14 protein-coding genes are annotated in these 17125 nt (G+C 63.4%); 7 read left to right on the plus strand and 7 right to left on the minus strand.

Annotation, left to right across the window (positions count from 1 at the left end; all coding sequences use genetic code 11):
* Nucleotides 1–101: 101 nt before the first annotated feature.
* On the minus strand, nucleotides 102–635 hold the full coding sequence (locus B0G82_RS17965) for a GNAT family N-acetyltransferase (protein WP_116141024.1): 534 nt from the start codon (nucleotides 633–635) through the stop codon (nucleotides 102–104).
* Nucleotides 636–979: 344 nt separating this feature from the next.
* Between B0G82_RS17965 and B0G82_RS17970 the strand changes: the two genes are divergently transcribed.
* From B0G82_RS17970 to B0G82_RS18000, 7 genes are all read left to right on the plus strand, one after another.
* Nucleotides 980–1231 carry an acyl carrier protein gene (locus B0G82_RS17970; protein WP_106283631.1) on the plus strand — a complete coding sequence of 84 codons (252 nt, stop codon included), beginning with the start codon at nucleotides 980–982 and terminating at the stop codon, nucleotides 1229–1231.
* Nucleotides 1228–2514: an acyl-CoA dehydrogenase family protein gene (locus B0G82_RS17975; protein WP_121308274.1), complete on the plus strand. Its 1287-nt coding sequence runs from the start codon at nucleotides 1228–1230 to the stop codon at nucleotides 2512–2514. Before B0G82_RS17970 ends, B0G82_RS17975 begins: the two co-directional genes overlap by 4 nt.
* Before the next feature lies 1 nt (nucleotide 2515).
* Nucleotides 2516–3580 carry an amino acid--[acyl-carrier-protein] ligase gene (locus B0G82_RS17980; protein WP_121308276.1) on the plus strand — a complete coding sequence of 355 codons (1065 nt, stop codon included), beginning with the start codon at nucleotides 2516–2518 and terminating at the stop codon, nucleotides 3578–3580.
* Nucleotides 3577–4641 carry a DUF1839 family protein gene (locus tag B0G82_RS17985; RefSeq protein ID WP_121308278.1) on the plus strand — a complete coding sequence of 355 codons (1065 nt, stop codon included), beginning with the start codon at nucleotides 3577–3579 and terminating at the stop codon, nucleotides 4639–4641. The genes B0G82_RS17980 and B0G82_RS17985 overlap by 4 nt, the downstream gene beginning before the upstream one ends.
* Before the next feature lie 40 nt (nucleotides 4642–4681).
* Nucleotides 4682–7342 carry a glycoside hydrolase family 2 protein gene (locus tag B0G82_RS17990; protein ID WP_199730103.1) on the plus strand — a complete coding sequence of 887 codons (2661 nt, stop codon included), beginning with the start codon at nucleotides 4682–4684 and terminating at the stop codon, nucleotides 7340–7342.
* Nucleotides 7343–7973: 631 nt separating this feature from the next.
* Nucleotides 7974–8708, plus strand: a complete 735-nt coding sequence (locus B0G82_RS17995) for a Crp/Fnr family transcriptional regulator (protein WP_006048767.1) — start codon at nucleotides 7974–7976, stop codon at nucleotides 8706–8708.
* A gap of 36 nt (nucleotides 8709–8744) precedes the next feature.
* A complete protein-coding gene (locus B0G82_RS18000) occupies nucleotides 8745–10142 on the plus strand; it encodes an undecaprenyl-phosphate glucose phosphotransferase (protein WP_121308281.1) in 1398 nt (465 codons plus the stop codon).
* A gap of 203 nt (nucleotides 10143–10345) precedes the next feature.
* On the opposite strand, the gene B0G82_RS18005 is transcribed toward B0G82_RS18000, so the two are convergent.
* From B0G82_RS18005 to rnr, 6 genes are all read right to left on the minus strand, one after another.
* Nucleotides 10346–10768, minus strand: a complete 423-nt coding sequence (locus B0G82_RS18005) for a transcriptional regulator (RefSeq protein WP_106283637.1) — start codon at nucleotides 10766–10768, stop codon at nucleotides 10346–10348.
* Nucleotides 10765–11205 (minus strand): type II toxin-antitoxin system HigB family toxin, encoded by a 441-nt coding sequence (locus tag B0G82_RS18010; RefSeq protein ID WP_241974614.1) that lies wholly within the window; start codon nucleotides 11203–11205, stop codon nucleotides 10765–10767. Before B0G82_RS18010 ends, B0G82_RS18005 begins: the two co-directional genes overlap by 4 nt.
* 57 nt (nucleotides 11206–11262) lie before the next feature.
* Entirely contained in the window at nucleotides 11263–12459 is a 1197-nt protein-coding gene (locus B0G82_RS18015) for a glycosyltransferase (protein WP_121308283.1), read from the minus strand.
* Nucleotides 12460–12874: 415 nt separating this feature from the next.
* On the minus strand, nucleotides 12875–13570 hold the full coding sequence (gene rpiA / locus B0G82_RS18020; protein WP_121308285.1) for a ribose-5-phosphate isomerase RpiA: 696 nt from the start codon (nucleotides 13568–13570) through the stop codon (nucleotides 12875–12877).
* A gap of 69 nt (nucleotides 13571–13639) precedes the next feature.
* A complete protein-coding gene (gene rlmB / locus B0G82_RS18025) occupies nucleotides 13640–14383 on the minus strand; it encodes a 23S rRNA (guanosine(2251)-2'-O)-methyltransferase RlmB (RefSeq protein WP_106283641.1) in 744 nt (247 codons plus the stop codon).
* A gap of 186 nt (nucleotides 14384–14569) precedes the next feature.
* Nucleotides 14570–17071 (minus strand): ribonuclease R, encoded by a 2502-nt coding sequence (gene rnr / locus B0G82_RS18030; RefSeq protein WP_121308287.1) that lies wholly within the window; start codon nucleotides 17069–17071, stop codon nucleotides 14570–14572.
* Nucleotides 17072–17125: the final 54 nt, after the last annotated feature.

Genomic DNA, 17125 nt, shown 5'->3' on the forward strand with positions numbered 1-17125 from the left:
GATCGATATGTACGTCCCGCCACATTGTCTCGGACTCCGACGCAACAGCGAATGCACGCCGTACAGGTCGGCGCTGCCGGGCGTGAGGAGCATCCACCCGGTCACAGCATTTCGAACGTATTGACAAGCACCGCGCTGTCGCGCTCACGGCGCCGTCCGCCGAAAAGCGGCTGACTGCCGCGCACCTGACGTGTAAGGCCGATGAAGGGCACGCCATGTTCGAGATATGGCCCTTCTGTCTTGCGAAAACCGAATTGCTCGTAGAAACCTCGCAGACCGAGCGGCGCGCTGACACGCACGGCATGCCCCGGCCAACGGTCGACAATCGCCTGCAGCACGCGTTCGAGCAATAGTTCGGCGGTGCCGTCGCCGCGCCGCAGCGGGCTCGTCAGTACCTTGTCGATGGTGATCTCCGGATCTTCCGCGTCGCCGGGTTGCAGGCGCGCGTAGGCCAGAATCGGCATGGGCCGCGACATGTCCTCCACCGCGAACACATGCACCGCGTTTTCGTCCCGGCCATCGGCGTCGAGACAAACGTGCGACTGTTCGACCACGAACACCGCGCTGCGCGCACGCAAGACCAGATACAACTCGCGCGCCGAAAGCTGATCGAATTCCAGCGTTTTCCAGTTCATCGCCTTCCCCAGCAGTCAATAAGTTCAACGACGCCGAGCACCGCGCGCCGGCTTTGACGGCCTCGCTGCATGGGCTGGCCCGTTGTGATGGCTACACGGTACGTCCGTGAATCGCGCGTTTCCGTGCGCCATCGCACTGACGCTGGGCTTTGACAATTCTTAAATACGGACGTCGGGGCACGGCATCACGGCACGCCGCCAGTAACCGCACGCGGTCAATCTGAACGCGCCGCGCCCGGCACAAGGACCACGCTGGCATGCGTTGTGACAATGGACACAAAAACGATCACGTGCGATCGATGTCCGCACCATCCGAGAACGTTGAACAACTAGGGGACCACATCATGAAGAACGCCTTGCGCCGCATCCTTTCAGAATCCGCTCGCCTGGACGTCCCGGCGCAAACGCTGGCCGACGACGCCGACCTCTACGCCGCAGGCCTCTCCTCACTCGCGACCGTGCATCTGATGCTGGCAATCGAGGACGAATTCGGCATTGAGATTCCGGACCGTCTGTTGACGCGGCGCCTGTTCTCCAGCATCGATTCGATGGCCGCGGCAATCACCGAGCTGCAACAGGCGAAGGCGGCAGCATGAACGCCCCGCTGCTGGATGCGGCGGCAGAGCCCGCCTCTAGGCACGCGCACAATGCGGCCGAAGGCGCCGACACGTCGCTCGGCTTGACCGCTGTCGAAACCGAGCCCGGCTGGCGCGCGGCCGCGCAACGCTGTGCGGCGGTGGCCGCGCAGTTCGCGGACTCCGTGGACCGCGAGGCGCGCTTTCCGAGCGAAGCATTCGAGGCGCTCAAGCGCGAGTGCCTGCTCTCAGTGTTGGTGCCGGCCGAGTTCGGCGGCGCCGGCCTGTCGCTCGCCGACGTCGGCGCGATTTGCGAAACGCTCGCGCAAGGCTGCGCCTCCACCGCGATGGTGTATGCAATGCACCAGATCCAGGTGGCGTGTATCGAGGCGCATGGCAGCGATGCGGTATGGCATCGACAGTTGCTCGTGCAACTGGTCAAGCAGCAGTGGCTGCTGGCATCGGCGACTTCCGAGGAAACCATCGGCGGCAATATGCGCACCAGCGCGTGCTCGGTCGAACTCGACGGTGCGCGCTTTCGCATCGAAAAGCTCGCACCGACGATTTCGTATGGCGCGCACGCCGACGGCATTCTCGTCACCGCCCGCCGCACCGCTGAATCGGCGGCCGCCGACCAGTTGCTGATCGTCGCGTTGCGCGCCGATACGCAACTGGAAAAGCGCGGCGGCTGGGATTCGATGGGAATGCGCGGCACCTGCAGCGAGGGCTTCCGGCTCGTCGCCACGGGTCTGGCCGAACAGATCCTGCCAACGCCATTCGCCGAGATCGCCGATCAAACCATGCTGCCGGTCTCGCACACGCTGTGGGCCTCGGTCTGGACCGGCGTGGCCGCCGACGCGGTGAATCGCGCGAAAGCGTTCTTCCGTGCCCAGGCGCGTGCGAAGCCAGGCGTGGTTCCGCCGGCCGGTTTGCGCCTCGCTGAAGCGGTCGGTCTGCTGCAGATGATGCAGGCGCGCCTCGCGGTCGCGCTGGAGGCCGCGCGCACCGCTCATCACGCACGTAACGGCGGCTCGCAAGCCGATGCGCCGCTCGCGGCCATGCTCGGTTTCGCCTCCGACATGAACACGCTGAAGACGAGCATCTCCACCACCGCGCTGCAGGTCGTGCACGAAGTGCTGATGATCTGCGGCATGGCGGGCTACAAGAACGGCACGCCGTACAGCGTCGGGCGCCATTTGCGCGACCTGCATTCGGCGCCGCTGATGATCAATAACGACCGCATCGCGCAGAACACCGCGAGCCTGTTGCTCGCGCAACGACCTGCCGCCCCGGGGAGAGCCTGATATGAACACGATGACCGATACCGCCGCCCTTGCCGCGGCTACTCAGGCAGCCGAAGCGCCGAGCTTTCGCGATGAACTGCTGGCCGCGGGCCTGTTGATCGACACCGGCGAAAACGGCCTGTATGGCCGCAGCCAGATTTTCGAAGACGTGGTGGACCGGCTGAACGTGGCGATCACGCATCTGGGCGCGGACCAGCAGCCCGAACTACTGCGCTTTCCGCCCGCCATGCGCCGCACCGACTTCGAAGACAGCGAGTATCTGAAGAGCTTCCCAAATCTGGCCGGCACCATCCACTCGTTCTGCGGCAACGACATGGGCCACCAGCGCCTGTTGCGCGCGCTCGACGACGCCATGACCGAACGCGATGACGACCGCGCCGACGACTGGATGGCGCAGCAGAAACCGACCCGTGTGGTGCTCACGCCGGCCGCCTGCTACCCGATCTATCCGGTGATGGCGCGGCGCGGTCCGTTGCCCGCCAACGGCCGAACCATCGATGTGCTGTCGTATTGCTTCCGTCACGAACCGTCGCTCGATCCGGGCCGCATGCAGATGTTCCGCCAGCGCGAATACGTGCGCCTTGGCAACGCGGAACAGGTTATGGCGTTCCGGCAGATGTGGATCGATCGCGGCTCGCTGCTCATCAATCTGTTGCAATTGCCGGTCGAAGTCGATCTCGCCAACGACCCGTTCTTCGGCCGCGGCGGCAAGATCGTCGCCGATAGCCAGCGCGCCCAGGCGCTCAAGTTCGAACTGCTGATCCCGGTCGCCGATCCGCTCGGCAAGACCGCCTGCCTGTCCTTCAACTATCACATGGAACACTTCGGCGCGATCTGGAAGATCCAGTGCGAAGACAGCACGATCGCGCATACGGGCTGCGTCGGTTTCGGCATGGAACGGATCACGCTCGCGCTATTCCGTCATCATGGGCTCGACGTGAACGCGTGGCCGGACGACGTGCGCGCGCTGCTGTGGGGCGATACCGAAGCGCGCGTGGCGCATGGCATGGAGACCATGCAAACGGTGTCCGCCGAAAGGAAGCAAGGTTCCGGAGAGCGCGTATGAATCCGTCTCTGACACCGGTGCCAAACGGCGCGAATGGCGCGTTTCCGCTGAACCGCCACGTCGATCAGCCCGTCACGGGGGGCGCGGTTTCCGCTCCCGCGACGCGTTTGCGCGAGCATGCGCCGCATGCGCTGCATCAGGGCGAGCGCGTATGGCAGGAGACCAACTGCTACGTCGATCTGTGGATCGAACTGCTGCACGGCTTCGGACTCGAGCCGCGCGCGGCGTTCGGCTTTACCGTCACGCAGGATTTCGAAGGCGACCAGTTCACGTTCTTCAAGTTTCCGCTCGAAGACCTCGAACGGCTCTACGGTACCCAGGTTCAGGAACTGGCCATCTACGATTCGCTCGAAGCACGCGTGCTCGCGCAGACCTTGCGCGGCCATACCGTGCTGGTGGAAGTGGACGGCTACTACCTGCCGAATACTCGCGCCACGTCGTACCGGCGCGAGCATCCGAAGACCACGGTGGGCATCGACTTCATCGATCCGGACGCGCGCCGTCTCGGCTACTTCCATAACACGGGCTATCACCTGCTCGACGGCGAAGACTACGACGGCGTGTTCCGCAAGCTGCCGCAATTCCAGCAGCAGGCCGATCTGCTGTTTCCGTATGTGGAGTTCGCCAAGCAGTCGCGGCCTGCACTGGAAGGCACAGCGCTCGCCGAAGCGTCGGCAGAATTGCTGCGCGCGCACTTGCACCGCCGGCCGCTCAGCAATCCGATTGCGCAGTGGCGTGTCGCCTTTCCCGAGCATCTCGAGACGTTGCTCGAACGTGGCGAAAAGTTCTTCCACCCGTACTCGTTCAACCTGATGCGGCAGCTCGGCGCGAACTTCGAGTTTCTCTCGAAGTATCTGAGGTGGCTCTCCGCGCAAGGCTTCGAGGTGCCGGCGTCGATTCCCGCAGCGGCGCAGAGCATCGCGTCGGAGTCGATGGTGATGCAGTTCCGGCTCGTGCGGGCGATTACCCGCGGGCGCCGCGATCTGTGCGAAGACTGCTTTGACGTGATCGAAAGCGCTTACGAAAAGACGCTGCCGCCGCTCGCCGCGCTCGTGCTCTAACAGGCCTTGCGCGGCCTCGCGGACTTCTCGGGGACTTGCCGTGGATGTACTGACGATGGACCTGGTGCCTGATGAAGGCGGCGCAAGCGATCTGCTCGCGCCCGCGCCCGACGAGGCCGCGCAAACCGGTGCCGATGGCGCATTGCCAGCCGTATCGCACACGCTCTGGCCGTTGCGCCTCGACACCGGCTGGCAGTGCGTCAGCACGCCCGCAGGCGCGTGCGCGTCGCCCGCCGATTTGCCCGCGCACGGCTGGCTCGCCGCGCAAGTGCCCGGCACCGTCGCGAGCGCGCGTCGTGCCGCAGGTCTGCTGGACATCGCGCATCCACCACCGCTCGCCTTCGACGACCACTGGTATCGCGTGAGGCTCGAAGGCACCGGCCGCCGTCGTTTGCGTCTGCATGGCCTCGCCAGCATCGCCGAAGTCTGGCTCGACGGTGCGAAGCGTCTCGATTCCGATTCGATGTTCGTCGCGCACGATCTGGACATCGAACTAAACGGCAGCGCGACGCTCGCGCTGTGCTTCCGCTCGCTCACGCCGGCGTTGACGGCCAAACGTTCGCGCGCGCGCTGGCGGCCACGGCTCGTGTCGCCGCCCACCTTGCGCAACGTGCGCACCACGCTGCTCGGTCACATGCCCGGCTGGTGTCCTTCGGTGCAGCCGGTCGGCCCATGGCGTCCTGTCGAACTGCTGAGCGACGCGCCCCACGCTTTCGATACCGTCGACGTGTCGAGCCGGCTTGATACCGAGGACGCCCTTGCTTCTGGCGTTGCTTCTGGCCTTGCTTCTGGCGTTGTTACGCTCACGCTACGTTTCGTTCATCCGCACGATGACACGGCCTGCCGCGCTTCGCTTAAATGCGGCGACGCTGTTTCGTCTTTGCAATGGAGTGATGCATATACACTGACCGGCAGCGTACGCGTGCCGGGCGCTGAGCGCTGGTGGCCGCATACGCACGGCGAGCCCACTTTATATCCATTGACGTTGCAGCTCGATGACGGGCACGCGACATCTCACGGATTGGGTTCGGTCGGTTTCCGCACGATTGAAGTGGACCACGGCGCGGACGGCATGGGCTTCACCTTGCGCGTTAATGGCTTGCCGGTGTTCTGCCGAGGCGCATGCTGGACCAGCGCGGACCTCGTCACGCTCGCTGGCAGCGAGGCGCAACTGCGCCACGCGTTCACGCTGGCCCGCGATGCGGGCATGAACATGCTGCGCGTGGGCGGTACGATGGTCTACGAGTCCGACGCGTTTTACGCGCTCGCCGACGAATACGGCATACTCATCTGGCAAGACTTCGCACTGGCGAATTTCGACTATCCGAACGATGCCGCATTCAGCGCGTCGATCGAGCGCGAAGCCACGCAATTCTTAACGCGCACACGGCGCTTCGCTTCGCTCGCGGTGCTGTGCGGCGGCAGCGAGGTCGATCAGCAGGCGGCCATGTTCGGCCTGCCGCCTTCGATGCGCGCGCAACCACTCTTTACTGAACAACTGCCGGCCATCGCCGCGCGCGAACGGTCCGACGTGCCGTATGTCGCCAACTCGCCTTCGGGGGGCGTGTGGCCGTTTTCAACTAATGAGGGCGTCACTCACTACTACGGCGTGGGCGCCTATCAGCGTCCGCTCGACGACGTGCGCCGCTCGCAGGTGCGCTTCGCCGCCGAATGCCTCGCCTTCGCCAACGTGCCCGACGACGCCACGCTGCATGGCGCGCTCGGCACGATTCATCTGCACGATCCGCGCTGGAAAGCCGCGGTGCCGCGCGACCCAGGCGCCGGCTGGGATTTCGACGACGTGCGCGACCATTATCTGCAGACGTTATACGGTGTCGAACCGGCACGCTTGCGCTACGAAGACCCTGAGCGTTATCTGGACTTGTCGCGCGCGGTGGTCGCTGAATTGATGGGCGACGTGTTCGCCGAATGGCGCCGCGCCGGTTCAACCTGCGGCGGCGCGCTGGTCTGGCAGCTTCAGGACTTGCGTCCCGGAGCGGGCTGGGGCTTGATCGACGCCACTGGACGGCCTAAAAGCGCCCTGCACGGGCTCGCGCAAGCGCTGCAACCCATTCAGGCCAGCATCACCGACGAAGGCCTCAACGGCCTCGATATCCATTTGCTGAACGAACGTGCGCAGCCGCTGCGCGCGCAACTGGAACTCGTTTGCCTGCGTGACGGCAGCGTCAAGGTCGCCTCCGCCAGCCGTGAAGTCGAACTGGCGCCGCACAGCGTGCAACGTCTCAATGCGGCGGCATGCCTCGGCCAGTTTTTCGATTTCACCCATGCGTACCGCTTCGGGCCGCGTGCGCACGACGTGACGATCGCCACGCTGCGCGAACAGACGAGCGGCCGGATCGTTGCGGAAGCGTTTCATCTGCCCGAGCGGCGCGTGAGCGAGCGCCACGATCTGGGCATGACGGTGACCCTCGAGCGCAACGGCGACAGCTGGCAACTCGTGATCGAAGCGAAGCGTTTTGTGCGCTTCGTTCATATCGTTGACACACACTACAGGGCCGCGCGCGACTGGTTTCATCTGCCGCCGAACCGGCCATGCATCGTGCCGCTCATCCCGTTCACTCCGCAGGAGAGATTCGTTGCATCGGCATCGAATGGCGCGGTTAAAGCTGATGCAACATACGCGTCGCCCGCAGGAGAAGTCCGCGCGGTCAATGCGATATCCGCCATCTTCTACGGCTGAACGTCTCCCTGATCTAATTACTCCTTCGCGAGGCGCATAAAACCTCGCGTAGCGCGCCCGCACCTGTCTGATCTGCAGAATCACTGTTGGTTTTTCTCAGACTTTTGACTCGCCAAAATCATCATCCGTGCGGCACCGTACCAAGCCTGTTGAACACATCTGAATCAATTCCGGCACATCCCGGACGCCGCGTGAGAACGTACACCGACGGGCCGATTCAGCGCTGAGACAGGAGCCGTCCAGCCCCTCACAAAACCCGCCAACCCAATTCCATCAAGGACTTGCGGAAAACAGGCAGCGCCTGCGGAGCGCTCGCTGGCGGCGAGGACGTTGTGCAGATATGAAACAAAAAGCTCCGTTTGCCTTCGCGCGGCGCTAAGCCTTAGTGCGTTACCCCGCACCAGTCCTCGGTTTGCCTCCCGCTGGCACGCTCCTCGCTAATAGAAGAGCGCAACACCGCGTCACCGCAGAGAGATTCACAACAACGGCGGCGGCACGACAAAGGCCAATACGGGGCCGATCCTGTTCATCCCGCGCTGCTAGCCAGGCAGCACGCTGTTCATAAGGGATGCGGGCATCGGATCAAAAACAGAAAGTCACGCGGAGCGCGACTTTCACGCGAGGACCGATCATGTTGACACTTCAATCCGATTTGCACGGTAACCATTTGCTCGGCGCATTGCCGTCCCATGAATGGCAGGCGCTGGCTCCCCATCTCGAACTGGTTCATCTGCGCACCGAGCAATTGCTGTGCGACTCCGGTCAGCGGATTCATCACGTGTACTTCCCGACCACGGCCATCATCTCGATGCTCTCGACGATGGAAGACGGCAGCTCGGTCGAAATCGCCGCGGTCGGCCGCGAAGGCATGACCGGCGTGCCGGTGCTCACGGGCGGCGAGACCATGCCGAACCGCGTGCAGGTGCAATGCGCCGGCTTCGCTTACCGCATGAGCGCACAGGCACTCAAGCAGCAATTCGCCCGCTCTGACTTCCTGCGCCGCCTGATGCTGCTGTACATGCACGCCCTGCTCACGCAAGTCGCGCAGACGGCTGCCTGCAACCGCCATCACGCGCTCAACAAGCAACTGTGCCGGTGGCTGCTGATCGAAGTGGACCGCGTGGCATCGAATGATCTGACCGTGACCCAGCAGCTGATCGCCGACATGCTGGGCGTGCGCCGCGAAGGCATTACCGAAGCGGCCGGCAAGTTGCACGACGAAGGCCTGATCCATCACAGCCGCGGCCACATCAAGGTGCTCGACCGTAAAGGACTCGAAGCACGCGCGTGCGAATGCTACGGCCTCGTCAAGCGCGAATTCGACCGCCTTCTGCCGCGTCTGCGTCAGGCTGAGACCGTCGAGTAAAGTTCTGGTTCGTCTGACTAATGTATAGAGTCAAATATGTTCAGGAATACTGCGCGATTCCTCGACGTACTCTTCGTGATTGCGGGAGGGCTGCTCGCTCACAGGATGCGGTTCTCGACGCCGATCCCGCTGTCGGACACCGAACGGCTTCTGATTGCCTTTAACTGCGTCCTCCTGCTGTTGCTGTTCCCCGGCTTCGGGGTGTATGAAACCTGGCGCGGCAAACCGCTGCCCTCGATGCTGGCGAGAGTGGCGGCCGCGTGGATGGTGGTGGTCTTCACCGCCCTCGTGCTGGCGTTCACGCTGCATCGCATGGATGCGGTGTCGCGCTTGTGGTTCGGTTACTCGACGCTGATTTCCGGCGCACTGATTATCGCTACAAAGTGCCTCGTGCATGCGGTGCTGCGCATGGTGCGGCGTCGCGGGATGAATTCCCGCACCGTCGCGATCGTCGGCGCACCGGGTTTCGCGCGCACACTGCTCGCCCATCTCGAACATGCGCCGCAAGCCGGCTTCAAACCGGTCTGCATGCTCGATACGAGCTGCCACACCGGTTTGGAAACGGTTCAGACGTACGGCGCGCGTCTGAACCGCCTGCCGGTCCTGACCGATCTGAACGCCTTCGCCGCCAAGGTGCGTGAAGATCACGTGAACGAAGTGTGGCTTGCGTTGCCGCTGTCAGAAGAACATACGATTTACCGGTTCACGCGCATGTTCCGGCATGACTTCGTGAATCTGCGCTTCATTCCTGATGTACGCAGCCTCTCGCTTTTCAATCACGCGCTGGTCGACGTCGTCGGTTTACCGACGCTTAATCTCAGCGCGACGCCGTTCTCATCGCCGCAGATGTGGCCCAAGCTGATCTTTGACCGCGTGTTCGCGGCGGCCGCGCTGCTCGCGCTCGCACCGCTCTTCGTGATACTTGCGATCGGCATCAAGCTCGGCTCGCCGGGACCGGTGTTCTTTCGTCAGACGCGCAAGGGCGTGGACGGCCAGCCGTTCGCGATCTACAAGTTCCGCTCGATGACCGTGCATCATGAAGCGCAGGGCCAGCTCACCCAGGCATCGCGCAACGACGCGCGCGTCACGAAGCTCGGCGGCTTCATGCGCCGCACCAGTCTGGACGAACTGCCGCAGTTTCTCAATGTGCTGCTCGGGCAGATGTCCGTGGTCGGCCCGCGTCCGCATGCAGTGGAACACGACGACCTCTACAAGGATCAGGTGTACGGCTACATGCACCGCTACCGGATCAAGCCAGGTATCACCGGCTGGGCGCAGGTCAACGGCTATCGCGGCGCCACCACCAAGGTGGAAAAGATGGAAGCGCGCGTCAAGTTCGATCTCTTCTACATTCACAACTGGTCGTTCTGGTTCGACATGAAGATCGTGTTCATCACGATCTTCAAGGGCTTTGTCGGCCGTAACGCTTTCTGATTGCCCCAATCCGTCTCGACCTGCAACACGCGGCCTGAAGCTGATTTCTCGCGGCAAAAAGCAGCGACATCAATACGGCAAGCACCGAAGACGACGGCCTGAAACATGCCGCCAGCTCGGTGTCGGATGGACGAGGTAAGCAACGGGAAGCTTGCCGGCCAGCACCGCGTACCGCACGGCGCCGGGCCGGCGCTGCGCGCCTTTTACAGAAACGCGCTGACGTCGGTATGAAAACGCACGGCCAGCGCCTTGGCCACCTTCTTGCTGATGGCGCGGCGGCCCGCGAGAATATCGCTCACCACCGTGGGTGACGCGATACCTATCAGGTCCTTCTGCTTCAGTCCGTGCGTTTCCAGCAGATGCCGCAATACCTCGCGTGGCTCCGCTTTTGGAATCGTCACGTTATGCGCTTCCCAGCTTTCGATCAGGTCGGTCACGATCGCGAACAGATCCGAGAGCGGATCCTCTTCGTTGCCGTTCAGATGATCAGCGAGCGAGTTGGCGAGCCGCACCATGGTCTGGTAATCCTGCTCGTTGCGAATGGGCGTGATCGGCAACTGCGTTTGCAGCGCGGCCCACGTTTGAGCGATGTCGGGAAAAGCTCCCGGAAGGCGATCGGCATTCATGAGTTTAGATTCTTCCTCGTCCAAAGGTCGTATTCCGCGTGCGTCAGTACATGACGAACGAATAACGACTGCCTGTTGTAGTGAATCGCCGCAACGATCCGGAACCGGTTGCCGCCCACGTCGAAAACCGTGTATTGAGGCGGTACGTAGTCCACTCCGGCGAACGTCTGCTTCAGGTCGTTATAGCCATACGCGAGGCACGCCTGCGCCAGTGAGTACCACGTCAATAGCGCACTGCGCGCCCCCGGATGTCTCTTTATGAAGTCCAGCAACGCTTTCTTTGAAATGACCCGCATCGGATTTCCTCGCACGTGTTCGCGCGCTGAATGTGCGCGCTCTACGTGCAAGGCTAAACGGGACGGATCGACACCGATAGCCGGCCGGATGGCATAGTCCGAACGGCTATTTTGCTGCTTACCGCAGTACGACGAAAGCATTTTATTCGCATTTTGCTAACTTCGCAATATGTGAATAATGAGACACCCGCTTGCTGCCTAGCGTCGTCCCGTCAACATGCAAAGACCCCTGACGTGGTCACCTTCGACCATGTCAGCGGCCCCCACTGCTGTTCTGCGCCGGCTCGCCGCTGCGATCGTCCGCGTGACCTCGGCCATGAACGCGCGCCGGAATGCCGCCGGCGAAAAGCGTTCAGCGTTCGCGCGACATGCCGCCGGCGTGATCTGGTCGCGCTGCCGCTCGAAACGATCGATCGCGTCGAGCATCGACACCACCGTCTGGCGCTCGAAATACACGCCGGTTGGATGCGCCTCGCCGATCGGCACCACGGTTTCGAGCGCGCCGCCCTTGCCGAATGCGATGACCGGCGTGCCGCATGCCTGCGCTTCGAGCGCGACGATGCCGAAGTCTTCCTCGGCGGCGCACACGAAAGCTCGCGCGCGTTGCAGATGGTCCTTCAGCACCTCGAAGGGCTGATCGCCGAGGATCGTCACATTGGGGCCGGCCTTGGCACGAATCGACGCCATCTCAGGACCGTCGCCGATCACGACCAGCCGACGGTGGGGTGTGGCATTGAAAGTTTCGACGATCAGATCGATGCGCTTGTACGGCACCATCCGCGAAGCAGTCAGATAGAAATCTTCCTTGCGCGCGCACAGCTCGAATTGGTGCACGTCGACGGGCGGCGCAATCACGGCCGCATCAAGACGGCAGGTTTTCATCAGACGACGTGCAACGAAATGCGAGTCCGCGATCAAACGGTCGATGCCGTTCGCCCGTTGCGATTCCCGGCCGCGCAGATAGTGAAGTAAGATGCGCGCCGCCCACGACTTCGGCCCATGCATTAGATGCGCTTCGCGTAGGGACTGATGTTGCAGATCCCACGCGAAGCGCATCGACGAATGCACAAAACTGACAAGCCTCTGATCCGGTCTGACCGCCACGCTCCTGGCGAGCGCAGGAGAACTCGTAATAATCAGATCGTAGACGGACAGATCGAGGCGTTCGACGGCGTGCGTCATTAAGGGCAAATAAGCTCGATAGTGGCGTCGCGCGAACGGCAGTCGTTGAATGAATGAAGTCGTCACCGGCTTGCCGCGTAGCGGCTTACGGTCTGCGAGGAAGTCGACGAGACTGAATAGATCGGCGTCGGGAAAGCATTCGATGATCTGCTCGAGCGCCCTCTCCGCGCCGCCCGGCGCGACCAGCCAGTCGTGCACGATCGCCACTTTCATGATCCCCTCGTTTTTTAATTGACGCCTTTTGTGCCTAGCAACGAGTGTATGTGGCGCGACGTTTGCTGTGCGTGCGCGTGCCCACATTCGACGCGCGACAGCTCGCGAATAATAGGCATCGCCGTTCGCCTATTGCGAATCTGCGGATCCCATGACTTCGCCTTCCAATGCGCCCGGCGATCGATGCTTCGGCACTCGTTCATTCCCTACAAACTGGGGGATGTCATGACGTCGGCACAACGTCTTGTGGGGCAAGCGCTGGGCGATGCGCGAATGGAATTTTCAGTGAGGTGATATAGACAGCGGATGCGGCGGGCAGTCAGCAGCCGCATACGCTAGTGATGTAGATGCGAGTCATGCATTCAGGCGCGAGCCGGTCGATCCAGGCCCGCGCGCGATGTTCGGTCAGCGTTGTTCAGCCCTTGCTGTACTCGATCGTCTCGACGCCGGTGTCCGTGCCGAGCAGGCACAGATTGGCGCCACGTCCGGCGAACAGACCCACGGTGACCACGCCCGGCCATGCGTTGACATGCATTTCCAGCGTGCGCGGATCGCTGATACGCAAACCCTTGACGTCGATGATTTCGTTGCCGTTGTCGGTGATGAACGGCACGCCTTCCTTCGTGACGCGCACCACGGGCACGCCGCCGAGCGCCGTGACGCGGCGGCCGATCGCCGTACGGGCCATCGGCACCACTTCGATCGGCAGCGGGAAATTGCCGAGCGTCTCCACCAGCTTGCTGGCGTCGGCGATGCACACGAACACGTCCGACACCGACGCGACGATTTTCTCGCGCGTCAGCGCGCCGCCGCCGCCCTTAATCATCGCGCCGCTGTGGTCGATCTCGTCGGCGCCGTCCACGTACACCGGCAGCGAATCGATTTCGTTGAGGTCGAACACCTTGATGCCGTGCGCTTGCAGGCGCGCGGTGGTGGCGAGCGAACTCGACACCGCGCCGCGATAGCGCGCCTTGTTGGCGGCCAGCGCGTCGATGAAACAGTTCGCGGTGGAGCCAGTGCCGACGCCGATCACCGCGCCTTCGGGCACGGTGGCGGTCACGTAGTCGGCGGCGGCCTGGCCGACCAGTTGCTTGAGTTCGTCTTGAGTCATGGAAAGGCAGGCGAGCAGTAAAAAGCGCTAGTTTACCGGAGCGGCAGACTAGCGCGGGTGGTGTCGGGATTACTTCTTCACCGCCCGTTGACGCACCGCTTCGAACAGACACACGCCGCTCGCCACGGACACGTTCAGGCTTTCCACCGTGCCCGCCATCGGAATCTGCATGACCACATCGCAGGTGTCGCGCGTGAGGCGGCGCATGCCCTCGCCTTCGGCGCCCATCACCAGTGCGACCGGACCGTCCAGCTCCGTGTCGTAGAGGCTCTTGGTGGCCTCGCCGGCCGTGCCGACGACCCACACCCCGGCGTCCTTCAACTCGCGCAGCGCGCGCGCCAGATTCGTCACGGTGATGTACGGCACGGTGTCGGCCGCGCCGCTCGCCACCTTCGCGGCCGTCGCGTTCAAGCCCACCGCGCGGTCGCGTGGCGCGATCACCGCGTGCGCACCGGCGGCGTCGGCGACGCGCAAGCAGGCGCCGAGATTGTGCGGATCGGTCACGCCGTCGAGCACCAGAATCAGCGGCGAACCGTTGATGCCGTCGAGCAGTTCGGCCAGGTTCTGCGCGAGCGGCATGTCGCCCGCGCGCGCCACCACGCCCTGGTGACGCTCGGTATGCGCGAGGCCCCAGAGACGCGTTTCGTCGGCGGCGATCAGACGTACGCCGGCTTCTTTCGCCGCGTGCAGAAATTCGGTCATGCGACGGTCTTTGCGCGTCGCATCGTAATAGACCTCTTCGACCGTCGACGCGTCATGCCGCATACGTGCGGTCACTGCGTGGAAACCGTATAAAACCTTGAGACGTGCCATGACTGATGCAACCTTTGATTGAGCGCGCGTTCGACGCGCGCTACTGTGATGAATACGAGCCTGCGTGCTTCTATTCAGGTGCCGCGGCTGCTGTGTTCGAATGCCTGACGGCGATGAAACGCAGACCGCGCGCAACCGGCACGTTGCTATGTGCCCGATGCGCGCGGTTTGAGCAAGCAGGCCGCTTCAGCGCTTCTTGCGCGCCTGCGGCTTCTGTGCCGATTTGGTCGCGGCGCCGTGCTTCTTCGCCGCGCCGCGCGCCGCGCGTGCTTCCTTGACCGCCGCGGTTTGCGCGGGCGCGGCCTTCTTGCGGCGCGCGCCCGGCGATGCCGCGCCACCTTCCACCGGCGGCAACGCGCGCACACGCGCGCCACCGTTTTCACCGGACGATTTGTCGGCCGACGGCCCACGCACCAGAGGCGGCTTGATCGGCGTGTCGCGCACGAGCCGGAAGTCGATCTTGCGTGCATCCAGATCGACGCGGCTCACCTGCACCCGCACGCGGTCCGACAGGCGATAACGAATCCCGGTGCGCTCGCCGCGCAACTCGTTCTTGATCTCGTCGTACTGGAAGTAGTCCGAGCCGAGTTCGGTGACGTGCACGAGGCCTTCGATAAAGAGCGAATCGAGCTGCACGAAGATGCCGAACGATGTCACGCCGTTCACCATGCCGCCGTACTCTTCGCCGAGCTTGTCGCGCATGAAGTAGCACTTCAGCCAGGCTTCGACGTCGCGCGAGGCTTCGTCGGCGCGGCGTTCATTGGCCGAGCAATGCAGGCCGAGCTCTTCCCAGATGGCCACGTTGTTGCCGCGCACGCGGCCGCGTTTTTCGTCGTCGGCTTGCTGCATGGCGCGAGCGCGCGGCGAGAGCGCCGTGTTCAACTCGACGCCTTGCGGCGGCTCGGGCTGATACTTGCGGCCCTGCAGGATCGCGTAGATCGCGCGGTGCGTGAGCAGATCGGGATAACGGCGAATCGGGCTCGTGAAGTGCGCGTACGCCTCGTACGCGAGACCGAAGTGGCCGATGTTGTCCGGGCTATAAACCGCCTGCTGCATGGAGCGCAGCAGCATGGTTTGCAGCATCTGCGCGTCGGGCCGTTCGCGGATCTGCGCCATCAATGCGGCGTAGTCGCTCGCGTGCGGTTTGTCGCCGCCGGCGAGCGTGAGGCCCATGCCGCGCAGGAACGTGCGCAGATTTTCGAGCTTTTCCGCAGTCGGTCCGGCGTGCACGCGGAACAGCCCCGGATGCTTGTTGCGCTTGAGGAAGTCGGCCGCGCAGACGTTCGCGGCCAGCATGCATTCCTCGATCAGCTTGTGCGCGTCGTTGCGGGTGCGCGGAATGATCTGTTCGATCTTGCCCTGCGCATTGCAGACGATATACGTCTCGGTCGTATCGAAGTCGATCGCACCGCGTTTCTGGCGCGCTGCGAACAGCGATTTATAGACGCCGTACAGATTCTGCAGTTGCGGCAGCAAGGCGGCGCGGCGCGTGGCCTCCGGACCCTTGGTGTTCTTCAGGACCGCGGCGACTTCCGTGTAGGTCAGACGCGCGGCCGAGTGCATCACGCCGGGATAGAACTGATAGGCCTTCACTTCGCCGCGCGCGGTGATGATCATGTCGCACACCAGCACGCAACGGTCGACGTGCGGGTTCAGCGAGCACAAGCCGTTCGACAGTTTCTCCGGCAGCATGGGAATCACGCGGCGCGGGAAATACACCGAGGTGCTGCGTTCGATCGCGTCGGCGTCGAGCCCGCTCTTCGGGTGCACGTAGTGCGAGACGTCCGCGATCGCGACGATCAGGCGGAAGCCTTCGCCACGGCCGACCTGAACCGGCTCGCAGTACACGGCGTCGTCGAAGTCGCGGGCGTCTTCGCCGTCGATCGTGACGAGCGGCACGTCGCGCAGATCGATGCGATGACGCGCGTCGACCGGACGCACTTCGTCGGGCAGGCGCGCGGCTTCGTCGAGCGCGGCCTGGCTGAACTCGTGCGGCACGCCGTACTTGCGCACCGCGATTTCGATTTCCATGCCGGGGTCGTCGATATCGCCGAGCACTTCCACCACGCGGCCAAGCGGCTGCGAATGCCGGCTCGGGAAATCGGTCAGTTCGACCACCACCACCTGGCCGACCTTGGCCTTCTTGGTGTTCTGCTGGATCAGAATGTCATGGCCGATGCGCTTGTCTTCGGGCGCGACGATCAGCGCGCCGTTCTCGTTGAGCAGGCGGCCGATCACGCGCTTGTTGGCGCGATCCGTGACCTCGACGATATGCCCTTCCGGACGGCCGCGCCGGTCATAGCCGACAATGCGCGCGAGCACGCGGTCGTTGTGCATGACCTTCTGCATTTCGGCGGTGGGCAGGAACAGGTCGTCCTGGCCGTCGTCGCGAATCAGAAAGCCGTAGCCGTCGCGATGGCCTTGCACACGGCCCGCGACGAAGTTCGACGGATGAGTCAGCTGATAGAGATTGCGCTGATCGAGCCGGATCTGGCCGTCGCGCTCCATCGCGCCGAGGCGCTTGAAAAATCCTTCGCGCTCCTGGCGCTTGATCGACAGGGCTTCGGCGATGTCGTTCGCGGCAAGCGGCGCTTCACTCGTGCGCAGGACGCCGAGGATTTCCTCGCGGCTTGGAATCGGGTACGGAAATTTGCTCAAGGGCTTGTCGATGATTTTTTCTCGTTGCATGGACGTCGATCGCGATGTGGCTCGGCTTGGGAAGCGATTACAGTGCGCTCCGGT

The organism is Paraburkholderia sp. BL17N1 (assembly GCF_003634175.1).
In the GTDB taxonomy this organism is placed as follows: Bacteria; Pseudomonadota; Gammaproteobacteria; order Burkholderiales; family Burkholderiaceae; genus Paraburkholderia.

What these genes read in the sequence shown, in the direction of transcription:
- B0G82_RS17965 (WP_116141024.1), bottom strand. Translation starts at nt 635, where the DNA reads ATGAACTGGAAAACGCTGGAATTCGATCAGCTTTCGGCGCGCGAGTTG.
- B0G82_RS17970 (WP_106283631.1), top strand. Translation starts at nt 980, where the DNA reads ATGAAGAACGCCTTGCGCCGCATCCTTTCAGAATCCGCTCGCCTGGAC.
- B0G82_RS17975 (WP_121308274.1), top strand. Translation starts at nt 1,228, where the DNA reads ATGAACGCCCCGCTGCTGGATGCGGCGGCAGAGCCCGCCTCTAGGCAC.
- B0G82_RS17980 (WP_121308276.1), top strand. Translation starts at nt 2,516, where the DNA reads ATGAACACGATGACCGATACCGCCGCCCTTGCCGCGGCTACTCAGGCA.
- B0G82_RS17985 (WP_121308278.1), top strand. Translation starts at nt 3,577, where the DNA reads ATGAATCCGTCTCTGACACCGGTGCCAAACGGCGCGAATGGCGCGTTT.
- B0G82_RS17995 (WP_006048767.1), top strand. Translation starts at nt 7,974, where the DNA reads ATGTTGACACTTCAATCCGATTTGCACGGTAACCATTTGCTCGGCGCA.
- B0G82_RS18000 (WP_121308281.1), top strand. Translation starts at nt 8,745, where the DNA reads ATGTTCAGGAATACTGCGCGATTCCTCGACGTACTCTTCGTGATTGCG.
- B0G82_RS18005 (WP_106283637.1), bottom strand. Translation starts at nt 10,768, where the DNA reads ATGAATGCCGATCGCCTTCCGGGAGCTTTTCCCGACATCGCTCAAACG.
- B0G82_RS18010 (WP_241974614.1), bottom strand. Translation starts at nt 11,205, where the DNA reads ATGCTTTCGTCGTACTGCGGTAAGCAGCAAAATAGCCGTTCGGACTAT.
- B0G82_RS18015 (WP_121308283.1), bottom strand. Translation starts at nt 12,459, where the DNA reads ATGAAAGTGGCGATCGTGCACGACTGGCTGGTCGCGCCGGGCGGCGCG.
- rpiA (WP_121308285.1), bottom strand. Translation starts at nt 13,570, where the DNA reads ATGACTCAAGACGAACTCAAGCAACTGGTCGGCCAGGCCGCCGCCGAC.
- rlmB (WP_106283641.1), bottom strand. Translation starts at nt 14,383, where the DNA reads ATGGCACGTCTCAAGGTTTTATACGGTTTCCACGCAGTGACCGCACGT.
- rnr (WP_121308287.1), bottom strand. Translation starts at nt 17,071, where the DNA reads ATGCAACGAGAAAAAATCATCGACAAGCCCTTGAGCAAATTTCCGTAC.